This window comes from Chromohalobacter nigrandesensis, from assembly GCF_023061285.1.
In the GTDB taxonomy this organism is placed as follows: domain Bacteria; phylum Pseudomonadota; class Gammaproteobacteria; order Pseudomonadales; family Halomonadaceae; genus Chromohalobacter; species Chromohalobacter nigrandesensis.
Window position 1 is genome coordinate 54,487 of record NZ_JAKGAM010000016.1, and the last position, 16,669, is coordinate 71,155.

Here is a 16,669-nt window from a genome sequence, read left to right on the forward strand (position 1 = left end):
ATGTGCTTCCTTCGCGGTAGCGTAATGCGTCTCCCAACCATAAAGGCGTGAAGTTTTGACTTGGCTTGAGTACATTATTTTCTTGCTAAACCAAGTTCGAGTCATATACTTTTCAGAAACGCCAAGGCGTTATGCTGCAGGTTGGTTATTTTAAATGGAGGAGGCGAATGTCCACTGATACTCTGGAGCGCATTGCGCGAAATAAAAACGTGGCTCGCGCTGCCGCGCGACAGCTCAGCATGGAGCAGCTCCACAAGCTGTCGGAAGTCATCGGTGAAGTGATCGAACAGAAGCAGCAGGAAGATCATAAGCGCCAAGCCGAAGAAGCTGCCAAAGAGCGGAAGTTGGCAGAAATTCGTGAAGCGATGAGCGATGCCGGTCTTTCTTTGGACGACTTGATGTCCGAGCAGCCCCGCAAGCGTCGCGGGCGGCCACCGAAGAAAGACAAGGAACGCAAGCAGTAAGTGTCACGCGTACGCGTAAACGATAAAACGGACCTCAGGGTCCGTTTTTTAATACTGGATCATGATTCGAGAGGCGATGTCTCTTCTGCGGCCATGATATGCAGGTGGACGTCGGGTAGATGACGCAGGTGCGTGTCGAGCCAATGCATCAAAGGGGCGTGTAATTGTTGGCGTAACGTGGCGATGGTGTCCGCCTCATGCATGGCCAACTGGTCGTCGAGCCAATCGGCGAGGGCAGTGTCGTCCAGTGCCAGGTCGTGACTCGTATCCCACAATAAGCGCCCCACGCGTGCCCATCCCGATGCCTGACGAATGACCGGAAGCGTCAAACTCAAGATGCCGCTGCGGCGATGCATGCCCGACATGGCGGGAGCGTGCAACCCTTCCAGGGGATGAATGCGGTTCTGGGTGACGATATGCGGTGCCAGTGAGTGGCGCGCAAGGCAGCTCAGCCCCTCGTTATCGACGTGGAGCATATCGCCGTTGCGCGGGATCCAGGACACCTCGATGCCCAGCGATTCCGCCAGAAGACGATGCGCTTGTTGGTGCTGGAATTCGCCATGCACGGGTAGCAAGCGTTTGGGGGCTAGCCACCCATAAAGACGCTGCAATTCTTCCTGTGCGGGATGCCCCGAGGCATGTAGCTCGGGATGATTGCGTTCATCGTAAAGGGTGACGTGGGCGCGCTTGAGTCCAGCCTGTAATCGCTCGATCAGCAATTCGTTCCCCGGGATCGCCTTGGCCGAGAAAATCACACTGTCGCCGGGCTGGAGTTCGAAATCGGGGTGCTGCCCCTGGGCCAGGCGCGAGAGTGCCGAACGTGGTTCTCCCTGGCTGCCGGTAGCAATGACCAGTACCTCTTCGGGCGGTAAATAGCCAAGGTCGCGAACGGGGACCAGCGAGGGGAAGTCCTCGAGATAGCCAAGCCCTCGGGCGACATTCACCATGCGCTCCATCGAACGCCCCATGAGGCTGACGCGGCGTCCGCAGGCCTTGGCGGCACGGCCCAGTGCCAGGATACGCGCCAGATTGCTGGCAAAGCAGCTGACGATCACGCGGCCGGGGCAGGCGCCGATCGTCGTCTCGAGGGCACGCGCGACGTCGCCTTCGCTGCGTGAATGACCGGCGACGGGGGCATTGGTGGAATCGCCGACGACCAGATCGATAGGCGCCAGTGCCTGGAAACGCTGTGGGGATACGGGATCACCGATCAAGGGCTCGGGATCGAGCTTCCAGTCGCCGGTGTGCAGGATCCGGTGTGTCGGGGTCGCCAATAGCAGTGCACAGCTTTCAGGAATCGAGTGCGGTAGCGGCAAAAAGCGTATATCGAAAGGGCCGCTTTGCGTGGCCTCGCCGGGCGTGATGACGTGAATCGCATCGGTGGGCAGGTGCTGCTCGGCGAAGCGTAGGCGCAACAAACCGGCGGCCAGTGGCGTCGCATGAATTGGGCACTGCCAGCGTGGCCACAGCCAGGCAATCGCGCCGATGTGATCTTCATGCCCGTGCGTCACGAGGATCGCCTGAGGGACGATATCCAGAGAAGGCAAGAGGTCGACATTGGGGACTTGTAAAGGCGCCTGCGGAAGATCCTGGCGAATCATCATGCCGCAGTCGACCACGATCCAGTGATCAAGGTGCCCATAAAGGGTGAAATTCATGCCGATCTCACCACAGCCGCCGAGGGGCAGTATCTGAAGAGGAGGCTTGCGGCGGGGGCGTATCTGGATGCGTGGTTGGGACATCGTTATCCCTTAACGTGAAGATACCCATTACTATACGGGATGCCCCGGCGCGGCCACAATCGAGGCTTCTTGTAGTGATCGAATTCGCTACAATAGGCGCCCTCTGGTGAGACGCGCCCTCTCAAAAGGGTGCCAATCGCCGCTTCATTTCAGGATTGATGGTAGCGCGCATGTCCCATTCATATCGTCTTATCGTCTCGTGCCCCGACCGCGTGGGCATCGTTTCCCGTGTATCCAGTTATATTGCCGGTCACGGAGGCTGGATCACCGAGGCCAATCAGCACTCGGACTTGGCCACCGGGCGCTTTTTCATGCGCTACGAGATCAAGGCCGAGTCGTTGCCGCTGAGTATCGATGCGATGCGCGACGACTTTTCCACCATTGCCAGTGAGTTCTCGATGGACTGGGCACTGAGCGATACCGCTAAGCCCAAGCGCGTTGTCCTGATGGCCTCGCGTGCGTCGCATTGCCTGGTCGATCTGCTGTATCGCTGGACCGCGGGTGAACTCGATTGCGAGATTCCCTGTGTGATCTCCAATCATGAAGCGCTGCGAGCGTTGGTCGAATGGCATGGCATTCCGTTTCATCATGTGCCGGTCGATGCGAACGACAAGGCGGCGGCATTCGCCCAGGTCGAGGCGCTGGTCGAAGAGGCGCGGGCGGATACGGTGGTGCTGGCGCGCTACATGCAGATTCTGCCGCCCAATCTGTGCCAGCGATACGCGGGGCGTATCATCAATATCCACCACAGTTTCCTGCCCTCGTTCGCCGGTGCCAAGCCCTATCATCAGGCCTACGCGCGCGGGGTCAAGCTGATTGGCGCGACGTGTCACTATGTCACCGAAGAGCTCGACGCGGGTCCCATCATCGAGCAGGACATTCAGCGCGTGACGCACTGCCATACCGCCGATGATCTGGTGCGTCTGGGGCGTGACGTCGAAAAAGCCGTGCTAGCGCGCGGGTTGCGTTGGCATCTGCAGGATCGGGTCTTGATTCATGGCAACAAGACGGTCGTCTTCGCTTGAAGCTAGATCAGTCGAAAAGTGTCATCTGACGGCGCTGCGCCTCGGGCGTCAGGCGTACGCCGACCCCGAGTAGGCGCACGGGACGCTCGCCGCGTGCCCAGGCGCCGTCCAGCAAGGCTTGAAAGCGTGTGGCCAGCGCTTCGCGACCCGTGGTTTCCAGGGTCGTGCTGCTGAAGTCATCGAAGCGAACCTTGACGAACAGCTTGTGAATGGCCGGTGTGCCGTGCCGTGTCAGGCGCGCTGTCAAGCGCTCGATGAGCGGCGTGAGGGCGTCGTGACAGCTTGCCAGGTCGGGCAGGTCGCGATGATAGGTCGTCTCCACGCTGACGGACTTGCGTTCACGCTCGATCTGTACCGGGCGTTCGTCGATACCTCGCGCCAGCTCGAATAGTCGACGTCCGAACTTGCCGAAGCGCTCGACCAGAGATTCGAGTGGCCATTCACGCAGGTCGCGGCAGGTGACGATGCCTAGGTCTTCGAGCTTGGCCGCCGTTGCCGGGCCGACGCCGTGCAGTTGCTTGACGGGCAAGGCGAGGAGAAAAGGCTCGACTTCGTCCGGCGCGATGACGCATAACCCATCCGGTTTATCCCAGTCGCTGGCCAGCTTGGCGATAAACTTGCTGGGTGCCGCGCCCACCGAGATGACGATACCCGTGCGTGCCAGCGCCTCCTGCTTGAGCCACTTGGCCATCCAGGTCGCGCTCCCCTGAAAGCGTGTGACCTCACTGACATCCAGATACGCCTCGTCGAGGGATAGGGGCTCCACCAGTGACGTCAATTCATGGAACAGCGCCTGGATGCGCGCCGAAACAGCGCGGTACTTGTCGAAGTCCGGGGAGAGCCGTGTCAAATGCGGACATAAGCGCATGGCGCGCGCCATGGGCATCGCCGAATGGATGCCGAAGGCGCGCGCGGGGTAATTGCAAGTGGCGACGACGCCACGCGTTTCGGGACTGCCGCCGATCGCCAGGGGAATGTCACGTAACGCTGGATCGTCGCGCATTTCCACGGCGGCATAAAAGCAGTCACAATCGGCGTGAAGGATCTTGCGCATGATGAACGGCGTGTCGGCTCAGTGCAGGCCGTTACCGCCACCGCCACGAATCACGCCGACGCCGAGACCTTCGATTTCGAGTTCCTGGTGGCGTAGATCGACCTCGATGGGTGAAAAATCCTCGTTTTCGGCGAGCAGCCAGACATGATGGCCTTGACGCTTGAAGCGCTTGACGGTGACATCGTCTTCCAGGCGGGCGACGACGATCTGACCATCGCGGATCTGTTGAGTGCGATGCACGGCGAGCAGGTCGCCATCGAGAATGCCGGCATTCTTCATCGAGAGCCCGCGAACGCGCAGCAGATAATCGGCGCGAGGGGTGAAATAGTCGGGTGCGAGAGGGCAGTGCCGGTCGATGTGTGCCGCGGCGAGGATTGGGCTACCGGCGGCGACCTCACCCACGACCGGCAGGCCGTCGGCGTTGGCCGAAGCGCTATCGTCCTCCCCGGTGAGACGGATGCCGCGTGAGGTGCCGGGGATCATGCGAATGACGCCCTTGCGATCGAGCGCGCGAAGATGTTCCTCGGCGGCATTCGGCGAGCGAAAGCCCAAGGCCCGGGCAATTTCGGCGCGCGTCGGCGGATAGCCAAGCTCATTCATTGTCTTGACGATAAAATCGAAGACGTGTTGCTGGCGCGAAGTTAACGAGCGTGACATGGGGCCTCCAGCAGGCACTGACGTGTTCAAGCATACAGTATGTGATTGTATCCAGTCTTGGGCGTGGTGCAACCATTCGCGTCGTCATTCTCACAGGGGCATGGCGTTTCAAACGTGGGGGATTTGTCGTTATCGACGACAAGGCTTAGAATCGGAATGTTTTAAACATCCGTTTATTCCACGCGGGGCGCCCCATGGCTCAGACAGATACAGTGACGCGCATTCTCGATACCGCTGAGGTCCTGTTTGCCGAGCGGGGGTTCGCCGAGACCTCGCTGCGTACCATCACCAGCAAGGCCAAGGTCAATCTGGCAGCCGTCAATTACCATTTCGGTTCCAAGAAGGCGCTCATTCAGGCGGTCTTCGCGCGCTATCTCGATCCCTTTTCCGAGCGCTTTCACCAAGCCCTGGATGAGCTCGAGGTGCAATACCGGGACGAGGCCATTCCCCTCGAGGTGTTGTTGGAGACGCTGGCGCGCACGGTGTTGGAAGTCCCCGCCGAGCGCAATAGCCTCAAGGTGTTCATGCGCTTGCTGGGGCTCGCCTATACCCAGGCCCAGGGCCACTTGCGCCGTTACATCCAGGAGCACTATGGCAATGTGTTCTCGCGCTTCAGCGACCTGGTGCGTCGTGCCACGCCGGAACTGCCCGAGGCGGAACGCTTCTGGCGGTTACACTTCATGCTGGGCACGGTGATCTTCACGTTGTCGGGTCTCGATGCCTTGCGCGATATCGCCGACAAGGATTATCACGAGCATGTCAGCGTGCGCGATTTGATTCGGCGTCTGCGCCCGGTGGTCGTGGCCGGCATGCAGGCGCCATTGCCCGATGATGCGCTCAAGGTGGCGGGATGATGCGAACGCCACAACTCGCCCATCTGCCCCCCGAGCGGGATGTCTGGCTGGACATCGATCTCGGAACGCAATCGCTGACGATCCGTGAAGGCGACGCGTGCCGCGAGACGTTCGCGATTTCCTCGGGCGCTCACGGTATCGGGCAGCACGAGGGCAGCGGGCAAACGCCTGTGGGCTGGCATTACGTGCGCGCAGTTATCGGTAATGGCCTGCCACCCGGCAGTGTCTTTCGCGGACGGCGCCCCACCGGCGAGGTGTTTTCGCCCGAACTGGCCCGTACTCACCCTGAGCGAGATTGGATATTGACGCGTATCCTGTGGTTGTGTGGCTTGGAGCGAGGCGTCAACCGCGGGGGCGATGTCGATAGCCAGCGCCGCTATATATACCTCCATGGCACGCCCGCCGAGGAGCCGATGGGGACGCCGGCCTCGCATGGCTGCATACGGTTGCGCGATGAAGCGTTGCTGGTCGTGTGCGACGCAGCAACGGCCGGCACCCCGGTCTGGCTGCATGACTGAGAGGGTATTTACACAACGGGCTGCGCTCGACGTCATGCCGTTCACCGCCTAGAATCCTTCCTCCATTTTCCAGGAGCGCGACCATGACCCAACCTCTCGGCCCGGTCATGCTGGACATCGAAAGTAATCAACTCAGCGACGACGAACGTCATCTTCTGGCACGCCCCGAGATCGGTGGGGTAATCCTCTTCCAGCGCAATACGCAGGATGCCGAGCAAGTACGCGCATTGACGCGGGCGATTCGCGACGTGCGTCCCGATGTGTTGCTGGCGATCGACCAGGAAGGCGGGCGTGTTCAGCGCCTGCGTGATGGCGTGACGCGGTTGCCGTCCATGGCGACGCTGGCTGCCGGGTATGCCGAGACCCCCGATACGGCGCGCGCCTTGGTCCATGAAGCCGGCTGGCTGTTGGGCATGGAGATGGCGGCCTGCGGTTTCGATATTACCTTCGCCCCGGTGCTCGATGTCGACGATCAGCATTCGCCGGCTATCGGTGATCGTAGCTTTTCCGCCGATCCTGAAATCGTCACGGTGCTTGGCGAAGCCTTCATCGATGGGTTGCACGAGGCCGGCATGATCGCCGTGGGCAAGCACTTCCCCGGGCATGGCGGCGTCAGTCTCGACTCGCACCATGCCTTACCCGAGGACACGCGCTCGCTAGCGGAGCTGCGTGGGCACGATCTGATTCCCTTCAAGGCGCTCTCCGGCAAGCTGGATGCCGTGATGCCGGCGCATGTGGTGTATACCGCGTTCGATTCGCGCCCGGCGGGCTTTTCTCCTCCCTGGCTTGGCATGTTGCGCGAGGAACTCTCCTTCAAAGGCGTGGTGTTTTCCGATGACCTGAGCATGGCCGGCGCGCACGTGGCTGGGTCGCCCTCGGCGCGTGCCGAGGCCGCCTGGGCGGCGGGGTGTGACATGGTACTGGTGTGTAACGATCGTTCTGCAGCACTCGAAGTACTCGATGTGGCGGCCGGGCATGCCTCCAAGCGTCTCGGTAAATTGCGCTACGGCCGGGCCCGCCCCGAGCTTGAAACGCTGCCGGCGTTGGCGCGTTGGCGTCGTGCGCATGCCCGTCTCGAGGCACTTTCGGAACAGCCCACGCACTAATCTCGCCACGGGCTATCGGCGTAGTTACCTGTACTAAAAGGAAGGATCCTCGTGTTTGAATTTTTTTCTCCCGTGATGGATTGGGTTCAAACCACTCTCGGCATGCCGCTGTGGGTGGCGGCGATTGGTTTGGTCATCGCCCTGACGCTGATCGTCGACCTGGTGAGCTGGGTCGTCATCTGGCGTCTCGGGCCGTTATTGGAGAAGACCAACAATCGTTGGGCGGACATCCTGATCAAGGCACTGCGACGCCCGTTGCGCCTCTGGATCTGGCTGATGGGTGTCACTCTCTGCCTGACCGTCGTTCGTTATCACTGGGAGATCGAGTGGGCGGAGGGGCATCTGACCCAGGCGCGCGCCGTCATTACGTTGCTCTTGCTGGCCTGGGCGGGGCTCAGGGCCGTGAAGCTTCTCGAAAAACGCCTGGTGTTTCCGCCAGCGGGGCATCGTGGCAAGTCCATGGATGCCGATACGGCATCGGCCGTGGCCAAGATATTGGGCGCGGTGGTCGTCGTCATCATCGGGTTGTTGATTCTCACGAGCTTGGGTGTCTCGCCCTCGGGGGTGGCCGCCTTCGGTGGGGCTGGCGGGCTGATCATCGGCTTCGCCGCCAAAGATATGCTGGCCAATTTCTTGGGTGGATTAATGATTCACCTGGACAAGCCGTTTCGCGTCGGCGACTGGATCAAATCTCCAGATCGCGATATCGAAGGGGTCGTGGAAGATATCGGCTGGCGCTTGACGCGCATCCGCACCTTCGCGTCACGTCCGATCTATATCCCCAACTCCGCCTTCAGCAGCCTGGTGCTCGAGAATCCTTCACGCATGTGGAATCGGCGCCTATACGAAACCATCCGGGTGCGTTATACCGATATCGAGCGTGTGTCTGACATCGTCAAGGCAATCCGCTCAATGCTCGATGCGCATGATGACGTGGATACCGATGAGCAAACTCTGGTGTACTTCCAGAGCTATGGTGAGCATGCGCTGGAGTTGATCGTGTATGCCTTTGCCAAGACCACTGACTGGGCCGAATTCCAGTCGATGAAGCAGGACATTCTGCTACGTGTCTACGATATCGTTCGCGAGCATGAGGCACGTCTGGCGTTGCCGGCCTCCGAATTGCATATTGCCGGCCCGGTGGCGATCACCGACGAGACGAGCGGTGATAGTGTGCAGAACGAGGCCGGCAATGATGATAATGATGCCGATGCCGGTGACGATCAGAACGCGACATCCGGAAACCCCCACTCGCAAGCGGCGCCCGACCGCGAGGCGCCCTATACATCGTCTCGCCAGCGTTCGCGCAATGCCGGACGAGGCGAAGTGAATGAAGCTTCCCAGGATCACGACCAGGAATCCGATGCCTAAATCTACTCCCGTTTGCCAGGAATCCCTGGCGACCATGCGCGATGTCATGGCGCATGCCGATTGCCTCATTTCGCAGCAGGAAGTCGAGCGTGCGCTCGACCGTATGGCGGAAGAGATCACCCAAGACCTGGGTGACAAGCTGCCAGTTTTCTACTGCGTGATGAACGGCGGCCTGATCACCACCGGGCATCTACTGACGCGGCTCGGCTTCCCGCTGGAAGTGGATTATCTACATGCGACGCGCTATCGCGGCGGTGTGCGTGGAGGCGAGCTTTTCTGGCGCGTTTCACCCGAGATTCCCATGGCCGATCGCCATGTGGTGATCGTCGACGATATCCTCGATGAAGGCACGACGCTGGCGGCGATTCTGGACTATTGTCGTCGGGCGGGCGCGGCGAGTATTGCGACGGCGGTACTGGTCGATAAGCGTCACGACCGTAAGGCCGTGCCGGATCTCCAGGCGGATTATTGCAGCCTCGAGGTCGTCGACCGCTATGTGTTCGGCTTCGGTATGGACTACAAGGGCTACTGGCGCAATGCGCCGGGGATCTTTGCGCCGCGCGGTATGTGAGTCAGCGCTCTGCCATAATGAAGCCGTACGCATGAAGCGCTGGCTTGCAGCGTCTTTTCGCAACAGAAGGTGAGGGATGGTGACGACGGAATCCGAGATAATCTTCGAGGAGTGGCCCACGCGTGACGGCGGACGCCTCGGCGTCATCACGCTGAATGCACCCGGCAGTCTCAATGCCTTGTCACTGGCGATGATCACCTCGCTGCATGCCAAGCTCGACGCCTGGGCGGACGATGTATCGGTGCACGCGGTGTGGCTGCAAGGCGCGGGCGACAAGGCATTCTGCGCGGGCGGCGATGTGGTCGCCTTGTACCGCGCCATGACGCAGTCGTTCGGGGACGAGGGAAAGGCTGCTCAGGCTTACTTCGAGGCCGAGTATCGCCTCGATCATTGCCTGCATCATTATCCCAAACCGCTCATCATCTGGGGCGATGGCGTCGCTATGGGCGGTGGCCTGGGGCTCTTGGTCGCCGCCGATCAGCGTATCGTCACCGAGACCAGCCGCCTGGCCATGCCGGAAATCAGTATCGGTCTATATCCCGATGTCGGCGCCAGTTGGTTTTTTCAGCGTATGCCGGCAGGGGTAGGGCTTTACGTGGGCGTGACGGGTGCCCAGCTCAATGCGCGCGATGCCCTCGAACTGGGGCTGGCGGATCGCGTCATCGCCAGTGAGGCGCGCCAAGACGTGCTCAAGGCCTTGGAGAGTGCCGATTATCGCTACCCTCACCAAGCGGTCAGGGAGGTCCTGCGCGGCTTTGAGACCCGGGCGCTGGCGCCGCAGGCCGAGGTGATGCCGCGTCTCGATCATCTGCAGTCTCTCTGTGATGCGGCGGATATCACGCAGGTAATACGTCGGATCCTCGACGACCCTCGTGAGGATGCCTGGCTGGCCGCCAATCGTGCGCGTCTGGCGGCGGGTTGTCCTGCCACGGCGCACTTGGTGTGGCGCATGCTGTGTCGGCACCGACATGGCAGCTTGGCGGAGACGTTTCGCGATGAGCTGATGCTGTCGGTGCAATGCTGTCGGCATACCGAGCTCGCCGAGGGCATTCGCGCGCTGTTGATCGACAAGGACCGGGCGCCGCAATGGGCCTACAAGGATGTCGCCAGTGTGCCTGCGAGCTACATCGATGGCTTTTTCATGCCGCTGTGGGATGCCGAGACGCATCCACTGGCGGATCTGTGAGTCCGTTTAGCGCGGGCTGAAACGGCGTGTCAGGCTGGTTTCGGCGATCATGCGCGTGGAGATCTCCTCGATGGAGAAGCGTGTGGTGTCGATGTAGGGGATATGATAGTGGCGAAACAGGGCTTCGGCCTGCTGTAGCTCCTGCATGCATTGATCCATTGAGCAATAACGACTATTGGGGCGACGCTCGCTGCGAATTGCCGCGAGTCGGCGTGGGTCGATGGTCAAGGCGAATAGCTTGTGGCGATAGGGCGCCAATGCCTTGGGCATGCTCAGAATGCCGTCTTCGTCCAGGTCGTCCTCGGTCAGGGGATAGTTGGCGGCACGAATGCCGAATTGCAGCGCCAGATAGAGCGAGGTGGGCGTCTTGCCGCAACGCGAGACGCCGACCAGGATGACATCGGCCTGATCGTATTGGTGCGTGCGCGCGCCATCGTCGTTGTCGAGGGCGAAATGCACGGCGTCGATACGGTGCATGTAGACATCGTCGCGACCGATGGCATGGGTGCGCCCCACTGTGTAGGTCGAGTGAGTGGCCAGCTCTTCCTCGAGAGGGGCCAGGAAGGTCGAGAAGATATCCACCTTGAAACCTGGCGCGTCGGCGATGATGGTACGGATCGACTGATCGACGATGGTATCGATTACGATGGGGCGGGTGCCGTCGCGGTCGGCGGTCTGGGCAATGATGGCTGCCAGGTCATGGGCTTTTTCCAAGGTATCGATATAGGGCTTGACCACGAGATCGAGCTCGATGCCTTCGAATTGGGCGAGCAGGCTGCGGCCCAGGGTTTCTGCGGTAATGCCGGTACCATCGGAGATGAAGTAAGCGGTGCGGGGCATGGCAATGTCCAAACATGATGAAAATGATATGTCTATTCTCTGGCCCCTTTCTGGCAAGCGCAAATAGGGGTTCGTCGCGCTGGACACGGTGACTACAAGAATCCTCGAAAATACCGTGTTGTTGTAAAAATACTCCACCCCCTTCGCTATTAGACCAATGGCGAATAGCAGGCCCCCTTGATAGGGTACGAGCATCCGCCGCGCCCAGCGCGGTAATGGCTGTGACGACGTCGTCATCGCCACCGTCCTGACTCGAGGGGGTTCTCTTGGAAGAGTATATCGTTTGGTTCGATCAGCTTGGCATGGATGATGTCGAACGGGTGGGCGGCAAGAACGCGTCGCTCGGGGAAATGATCTCCAACCTCGCGGATGCCGGCGTTACGGTTCCGGGTGGGTTTGCCACCACCGCCGTCGCCTATCGTGAATTCCTCGCGCACGAGGGCCTCAACGAGCGCATCAACGAGGCGTTAGCGCGCCTGGATGTCGACGATGTCACGGCGCTGGCCGAGACAGGGGCGCGGATTCGTCAGTGGGTCATCGATACGCCACTGCCGCCGGCTTTCGAGCGGGTCCTGGCCGAGGCCTATGGCCAATTGCAGGACAAGCATCCGTATCTCAAGGCAGCGGTACGTTCTTCCGCGACGGCGGAGGATCTACCCGACGCGTCGTTCGCGGGACAGCAGGAAACCTTCCTCAATATTGAAGGCTTCGACAACGTCAAGCGCGCCGTTCACGAGGTCTTCGCGTCACTGTTCAACGACCGTGCCATTGCCTACCGTGTGCATCGTGGCTATCCGCACGAGAACGTGGCGCTTTCTGCTGGCGTGCAGAAGATGGTGCGTTCCGAAACGGCGGCCAGTGGCGTGATGTTCACGCTCGACACCGAATCCGGGTACCGCGATGCCGTGTTCGTGACGGGGTCCTGGGGGTTGGGCGAGACGGTCGTCCAGGGTGCGGTCAACCCCGATGAATTCTATGTGCACAAGCCGACGCTGGCGGCGGGGCGTCCGGCCGTGCTGCGACGGACACTGGGCTCCAAGCTGATCAAGATGGTCTATAGCGAGGAAAGTACCGCTGGCCGCTCGGTGAAGACCGTGGATGTGCCGCATGTCGATCGCCAGCGCTTCTGTCTCGGCGACGACGAGGTCATGGCGTTGGCTCGGCAAGCGGTGACCATCGAGGAGCACTATGGACGCCCGATGGATATCGAATGGGCGCGCGATGGCGACGATGGCAAGCTGTACATCGTTCAGGCACGCCCTGAAACCGTGGTCTCCAACGTGGAAGGCGGCAAGCTTGAGCGCTTTCAGCTCAAGGAGAAAAGCCGTGTACTGGTAGATGGTCGCGCCATCGGTCAGCGCATCGGCCAGGGCGCGGTCAAAGTCGTGGCCAGTCCCGAGCAGATGGATAAGGTGTATGACGGTGATGTACTGGTGACCGACATGACCGATCCCGATTGGGAGCCGATCATGAAGCGCGCCTCGGCGATCGTCACCAACCGAGGTGGGCGTACGTGCCATGCGGCGATCATCGCGCGTGAACTGGGCATCCCCGCCGTGGTGGGTTGTGGCGATGCTACCCAGGCGCTTGCCGATGGCCGCGAGGTGACGGTCTCTTGTGCCGAAGGCGATACCGGCCATGTCTACGATGGCCTGCTGGATTACGATTGTCAGACCACGACGGTCGACAATATGCCGGCGTTGCCTTTCGATATCATGATGAATGTCGGTAATCCTGATCGTGCCTTTGGCTTTTCCAGCTTGCCCAATGCGGGCGTCGGGCTGGCACGCCTGGAGTTCATCATCAATCGCATGATCGGCGTGCATCCCAAGGCATTGATCGATTACGCCACGCTACCCGCCGATCTGCAGCAGACCATCGATCTGCGTACCGCCGGGTACGATGACCCGGTCAGTTTTTACGTCGACCGGTTGGTGGAGGGTATTTCCACCCTGGCGGCGGCATTCTATCCCAAGCGCGTCATCGTGCGGCTCTCCGATTTCAAGTCCAACGAATACGAGAATCTCATCGGCGGCAAGCTTTACGAGCCCGGTGAAGAGAACCCGATGCTCGGGTTCCGCGGCGCCTCGCGCTATATCTCCGAGACGTTCCGCCCGTGCTTCGAGCTGGAGTGCCGCGCCTTGAAGCGGGTTCGCGATGTCATGGGGCTCGATAACATCGAGATCATGGTGCCTTTCGTGAGAACGCCGGAAGAAGGGCGTGAGGTCGTCTCCCTGATGGAAGCCAATGGGCTCAAGCGAGGCGCTTCTTCATCCTCCCAGGGCCAGGGCCTGAAGATCATCATGATGTGCGAATTGCCGGCCAATGCGCTCTTGGCTGACGAGTTCCTGGAGCATTTCGATGGCTTCTCCATCGGCTCCAATGATCTGACCCAGTTGACGCTGGGGCTGGATCGCGACTCGGGCATCGTGGCGCATCTCTTCGACGAGCGTAATCCGGCGGTCAAGAAACTGTTGGCGATGGCCATCCAGGCGTGCCGGGCACAGGGCAAATATGTCGGCATCTGCGGTCAGGGACCGTCGGATCACCCCGAGCTCGCGAAATGGCTGATGGAGCAGGGCATCGATTCGGTGTCATTGAATCCCGATGCGGTGCTCGAAACCTGGTTCATGCTGGCCGGTGAAAAAGTCGGCTGAATCGGCTGCTTCTCGAAAATTGCTCTTGGAAAATGGAAGGGCGCGCCGAGAGGTGCGCCCTTTTTCGGAGACGGTGCATATGTTGCGGGTGGGCGCTTGCTTCTATTAGCTCCATTCACTGATGTAACCAGTTGCGCAATTTGACCAGCAATAATTCGCCATCGCTGAGGGTGGCGCGTTCGGTGAGCAAGTCGATCAGCGTCGCGGGTCGATCGGTGATGATATTGTCGACCCCCATGTCGATGTAGCGCGACATGTCTCGAGCGCCGTTGACGGTCCAGACGTGCAATTCGCGGCCGCTGTCATGCACCATGCTGACAGTGCCAGCATCGGCGCGAGTGTGCCGCAGGCCGATGATGTCTGCCGGGGTTGAAGCCAGGGCGCCCGGCAGCAGGAATTGGACGAACAGCGTGGTATCGATGTCGGGGGCGTATTCCTCGACGTCACGTATTACCGTCGGCGATAGCGAGGCGATCACTGCGCTGTCGGCGATGCCGTAACGCCGCAAACGCTCGACGACCGCTTCGATGAGCGCCTGCTCGTTGCCGGGTGTGGGCTTGAGCTCGACGTACAGGCGCGACTTGCCGTGTGCCAGGCCGATCACCTGATCGAGCGTTGCCAAGCGTTCATCGGAAAAGTCAGCACCGAACCAACTGCCGATATCGATATCGCGTGTTTCTTCTAGCGTCAGGTCGTTGACATTCAGTGCCTGGCCGGTGAGGCGTTCCAGCGTTCGGTCGTGAGAGAGGACGACATTGCCGTCGCGCAGCAGCCTGACATCCAGCTCCAGGTAGTCGGCGCCTTCCTGAATGGCCTGACGCATCGCTGCCAGGGTGTTTTCTGGTGCCGCCATCGAACTGCCGCGATGGGCGGTGACGGTGACATCGTCGCGCAGTTGGAAGTCGCTCAGCACCCATCCCGCTTGGAGCAGCGCGAAGAGCAGCAAGACGGCCTCGGCGGTCCAGGCCCACCAGCCCGGTTTCTGGGGCGCCGGCGCGTCCGCGACGCCAAGCATGCCGCCCCCCAAGCGTCGATAGAGATTGGCCACCAGCAGGCTATTGGCCACGACCCCCAGAAAGGTCACGGCGATGATCGACAGCGTATAGGCCGTCACGTAGACCAGCATGACAGGAATCAGCAACGAGATGCGATCCGGGAGGTGGCTGATCAGCGGCGATGCCAGACTATTGAACAGGATGCTGAATAGAACCGGCAGCGCGGCGACCCCCAAGGCGAATGCCAGCGCCAGTGCCGTGATGTGCGCGTGTCGCCCCCGTGTCAGCTCACGGCTGCGTGTCAGCGCCTGGATAGGTGAAAGTCGGTCCAGCACCAGGGCGGGTAGCGCCAGGAACCAGCGCGCATAAAGCAGTGCTTGCAGCCATAGTGCGATGAGTGCGAGGCCGCCGCCGAGCATGGCGAAATACCACAAGGCCGGAGGTTTCATGCGCATTACGACGTACAGCTCGGCATCGCCAAGCAAAGTATCGTAGCAATAGCCGATCAGCAACGCGAAAGGGGCAACGAGCAGCAAGTGGGCGCCGACCTGAAGGAAGGTGAGCCCGGCGATATCCGGAAAGCGACGACCGATTTGCCACAGCGTGTGCATCGTTGCCCGGTAGCGTCCTGGACCAGGCGTGGCGACCAACCGCATCATGCCGCTTTGCTGCAGGAAAATCAGCAGAAAACTCAGGCCCAGCGCCACCAGCCCCCAGGCAAGACCCAACGGGGAAAGCGCCATATCGGCAATCTGGGCATTGCTGAGCGCGGGACGATGAAAGGCATGCAGTAGGCTGGTCAAAGTCCAGGTCGTCAACGGCACCAATACGGCCGTAGCGAGGACAGTGAAGAATAGATGAAAAACCAGTAGCGCTCGTCCCTGAGCGCGCAATTGGGTCGCAATGTCACCCAGCAACGTGCGGGTGGCGAGCATGACAACTCCTTCGTTTCCTATCCGGATGTTGCAAGGCTCGCATCGTCGCTCGCTGCAGGCAAATGACTGCGCCATCAGTCGTCTAGCGTTAACGCCTCATGGGCAATCACGATGCCGTTGTTATCGGCGTAAAGCCAATGTCCCGGTGCGATCGTCACGCCGCCGAAGGTGACGGGAATATCGCGCTGTCCCTCGCCACGTTTCTCGCTCTTGCGGGGGTGCGTGCCGAGCGCCTGAATACCGATCGGGGTCTCGTTGAGGATGTCGACATCGCGCACGCAACCATAGACGATGATGCCGGCCCAGCCATTGTCGACGGCCTTGGCCGCCAGCATGTCGCCCAGCAGCGCGCAACGCCAGGAGCCGCCGCCGTCGACGACCAGGACGGCGCCATCGCCGGATTCGTTGACCGCTTCTTTGACGCGGGAGTTGTCCTCGAAGCACTTGACCGTGCGCACCGGCCCGTAGAAGGCGTCGTGTCCACCGACATTGGCCAGCGATGGTTCGATCACCTTGACGTCGGGATAGGCGTCACAGATATCGGGGGTGATGATAGTGGGCATGCTGTCTCCTCGCCTGTGCGGCATTCACTGAAACAGATGCCATCATGCCATGCCTTGAGCATCGCGCCATTGCGGCCTTGGGGTGAGAAGAGCTAGCAAAATGACAGAAAGACGCCGGGCAAGGCCCGGCG

At 60.7% G+C, this 16,669-nt stretch carries 15 protein-coding genes; 9 read left to right on the forward strand and 6 right to left on the reverse strand.

Annotated elements, in window-relative coordinates:
- The first annotated feature begins 167 nt into the window (after positions 1-167).
- Complete coding sequence (locus L1073_RS15325; RefSeq protein ID WP_097022882.1) at positions 168-464, forward strand: H-NS family histone-like protein; 297 nt, start codon at positions 168-170, stop codon at positions 462-464.
- 59 nt (positions 465-523) lie between these two features.
- On the opposite strand, the gene L1073_RS15330 is transcribed toward L1073_RS15325, so the two are convergent.
- The gene (locus L1073_RS15330) at positions 524-2,206 is read right to left on the reverse strand and encodes a ribonuclease J (RefSeq protein ID WP_246900666.1); all 1,683 of its coding nucleotides are present in this window, start codon (positions 2,204-2,206) and stop codon (positions 524-526) included.
- Positions 2,207-2,376: 170 nt separating this feature from the next.
- Between L1073_RS15330 and purU the strand changes: the two genes are divergently transcribed.
- A complete protein-coding gene (purU, locus tag L1073_RS15335) occupies positions 2,377-3,231 on the forward strand; it encodes a formyltetrahydrofolate deformylase (protein ID WP_246900668.1) in 855 nt (284 codons plus the stop codon).
- 7 nt (positions 3,232-3,238) lie between these two features.
- Here purU and dinB read toward each other — a convergent pair whose 3' ends face one another.
- Both dinB and lexA read right to left on the reverse strand, forming a co-directional pair.
- Complete coding sequence (gene dinB / locus L1073_RS15340; protein ID WP_246900670.1) at positions 3,239-4,285, reverse strand: DNA polymerase IV; 1,047 nt, start codon at positions 4,283-4,285, stop codon at positions 3,239-3,241.
- A gap of 18 nt (positions 4,286-4,303) precedes the next feature.
- Entirely contained in the window at positions 4,304-4,942 is a 639-nt protein-coding gene (gene lexA / locus L1073_RS15345; RefSeq protein WP_246900672.1) for a transcriptional repressor LexA, read from the reverse strand.
- 194 nt (positions 4,943-5,136) lie between these two features.
- On the opposite strand from lexA, the gene L1073_RS15350 reads away from it, so the two are divergent.
- The 6 genes from L1073_RS15350 (at position 5,137) to L1073_RS15375 (ending at position 10,548) form a co-directional block, all read left to right on the forward strand.
- Positions 5,137-5,796: a TetR/AcrR family transcriptional regulator gene (locus L1073_RS15350; protein ID WP_246900675.1), complete on the forward strand. Its 660-nt coding sequence runs from the start codon at positions 5,137-5,139 to the stop codon at positions 5,794-5,796.
- A complete protein-coding gene (locus L1073_RS15355; RefSeq protein WP_246900697.1) occupies positions 5,796-6,314 on the forward strand; it encodes a L,D-transpeptidase in 519 nt (172 codons plus the stop codon). The genes L1073_RS15350 and L1073_RS15355 overlap by 1 nt, the downstream gene beginning before the upstream one ends.
- A gap of 83 nt (positions 6,315-6,397) precedes the next feature.
- Positions 6,398-7,420, forward strand: coding sequence for a beta-N-acetylhexosaminidase (nagZ, locus tag L1073_RS15360; protein WP_246900677.1), 1,023 nt, complete (start codon positions 6,398-6,400; stop codon positions 7,418-7,420).
- 51 nt (positions 7,421-7,471) lie between these two features.
- Complete coding sequence (locus tag L1073_RS15365) at positions 7,472-8,791, forward strand: mechanosensitive ion channel family protein (RefSeq protein WP_246900679.1); 1,320 nt, start codon at positions 7,472-7,474, stop codon at positions 8,789-8,791.
- On the forward strand, positions 8,784-9,362 hold the full coding sequence (locus L1073_RS15370; RefSeq protein ID WP_246900680.1) for a hypoxanthine-guanine phosphoribosyltransferase: 579 nt from the start codon (positions 8,784-8,786) through the stop codon (positions 9,360-9,362). Before L1073_RS15365 ends, L1073_RS15370 begins: the two co-directional genes overlap by 8 nt.
- A 79-nt stretch (positions 9,363-9,441) precedes the next feature.
- On the forward strand, positions 9,442-10,548 hold the full coding sequence (locus L1073_RS15375; protein WP_246900682.1) for an enoyl-CoA hydratase/isomerase family protein: 1,107 nt from the start codon (positions 9,442-9,444) through the stop codon (positions 10,546-10,548).
- A gap of 6 nt (positions 10,549-10,554) precedes the next feature.
- Here the strand turns inward: L1073_RS15375 and ppsR are convergent, their stop codons facing one another.
- Positions 10,555-11,388, reverse strand: a complete 834-nt coding sequence (gene ppsR / locus L1073_RS15380) for a posphoenolpyruvate synthetase regulatory kinase/phosphorylase PpsR (protein WP_246900684.1) — start codon at positions 11,386-11,388, stop codon at positions 10,555-10,557.
- Positions 11,389-11,654: 266 nt separating this feature from the next.
- Between ppsR and ppsA the strand changes: the two genes are divergently transcribed.
- Positions 11,655-14,045, forward strand: coding sequence for a phosphoenolpyruvate synthase (ppsA, locus tag L1073_RS15385; RefSeq protein WP_246900686.1), 2,391 nt, complete (start codon positions 11,655-11,657; stop codon positions 14,043-14,045).
- A 115-nt stretch (positions 14,046-14,160) separates the two neighbouring features.
- Here ppsA and L1073_RS15390 read toward each other — a convergent pair whose 3' ends face one another.
- Together L1073_RS15390 and rraA are read right to left on the reverse strand one after the other, a co-directional pair.
- Positions 14,161-15,975: a glycerophosphodiester phosphodiesterase gene (locus L1073_RS15390; RefSeq protein ID WP_246900688.1), complete on the reverse strand. Its 1,815-nt coding sequence runs from the start codon at positions 15,973-15,975 to the stop codon at positions 14,161-14,163.
- Positions 15,976-16,049: 74 nt separating this feature from the next.
- Positions 16,050-16,538 carry a ribonuclease E activity regulator RraA gene (gene rraA, locus L1073_RS15395; protein ID WP_246900690.1) on the reverse strand — a complete coding sequence of 163 codons (489 nt, stop codon included), beginning with the start codon at positions 16,536-16,538 and terminating at the stop codon, positions 16,050-16,052.
- Between the last annotated feature and the right edge of the window lie 131 nt (positions 16,539-16,669).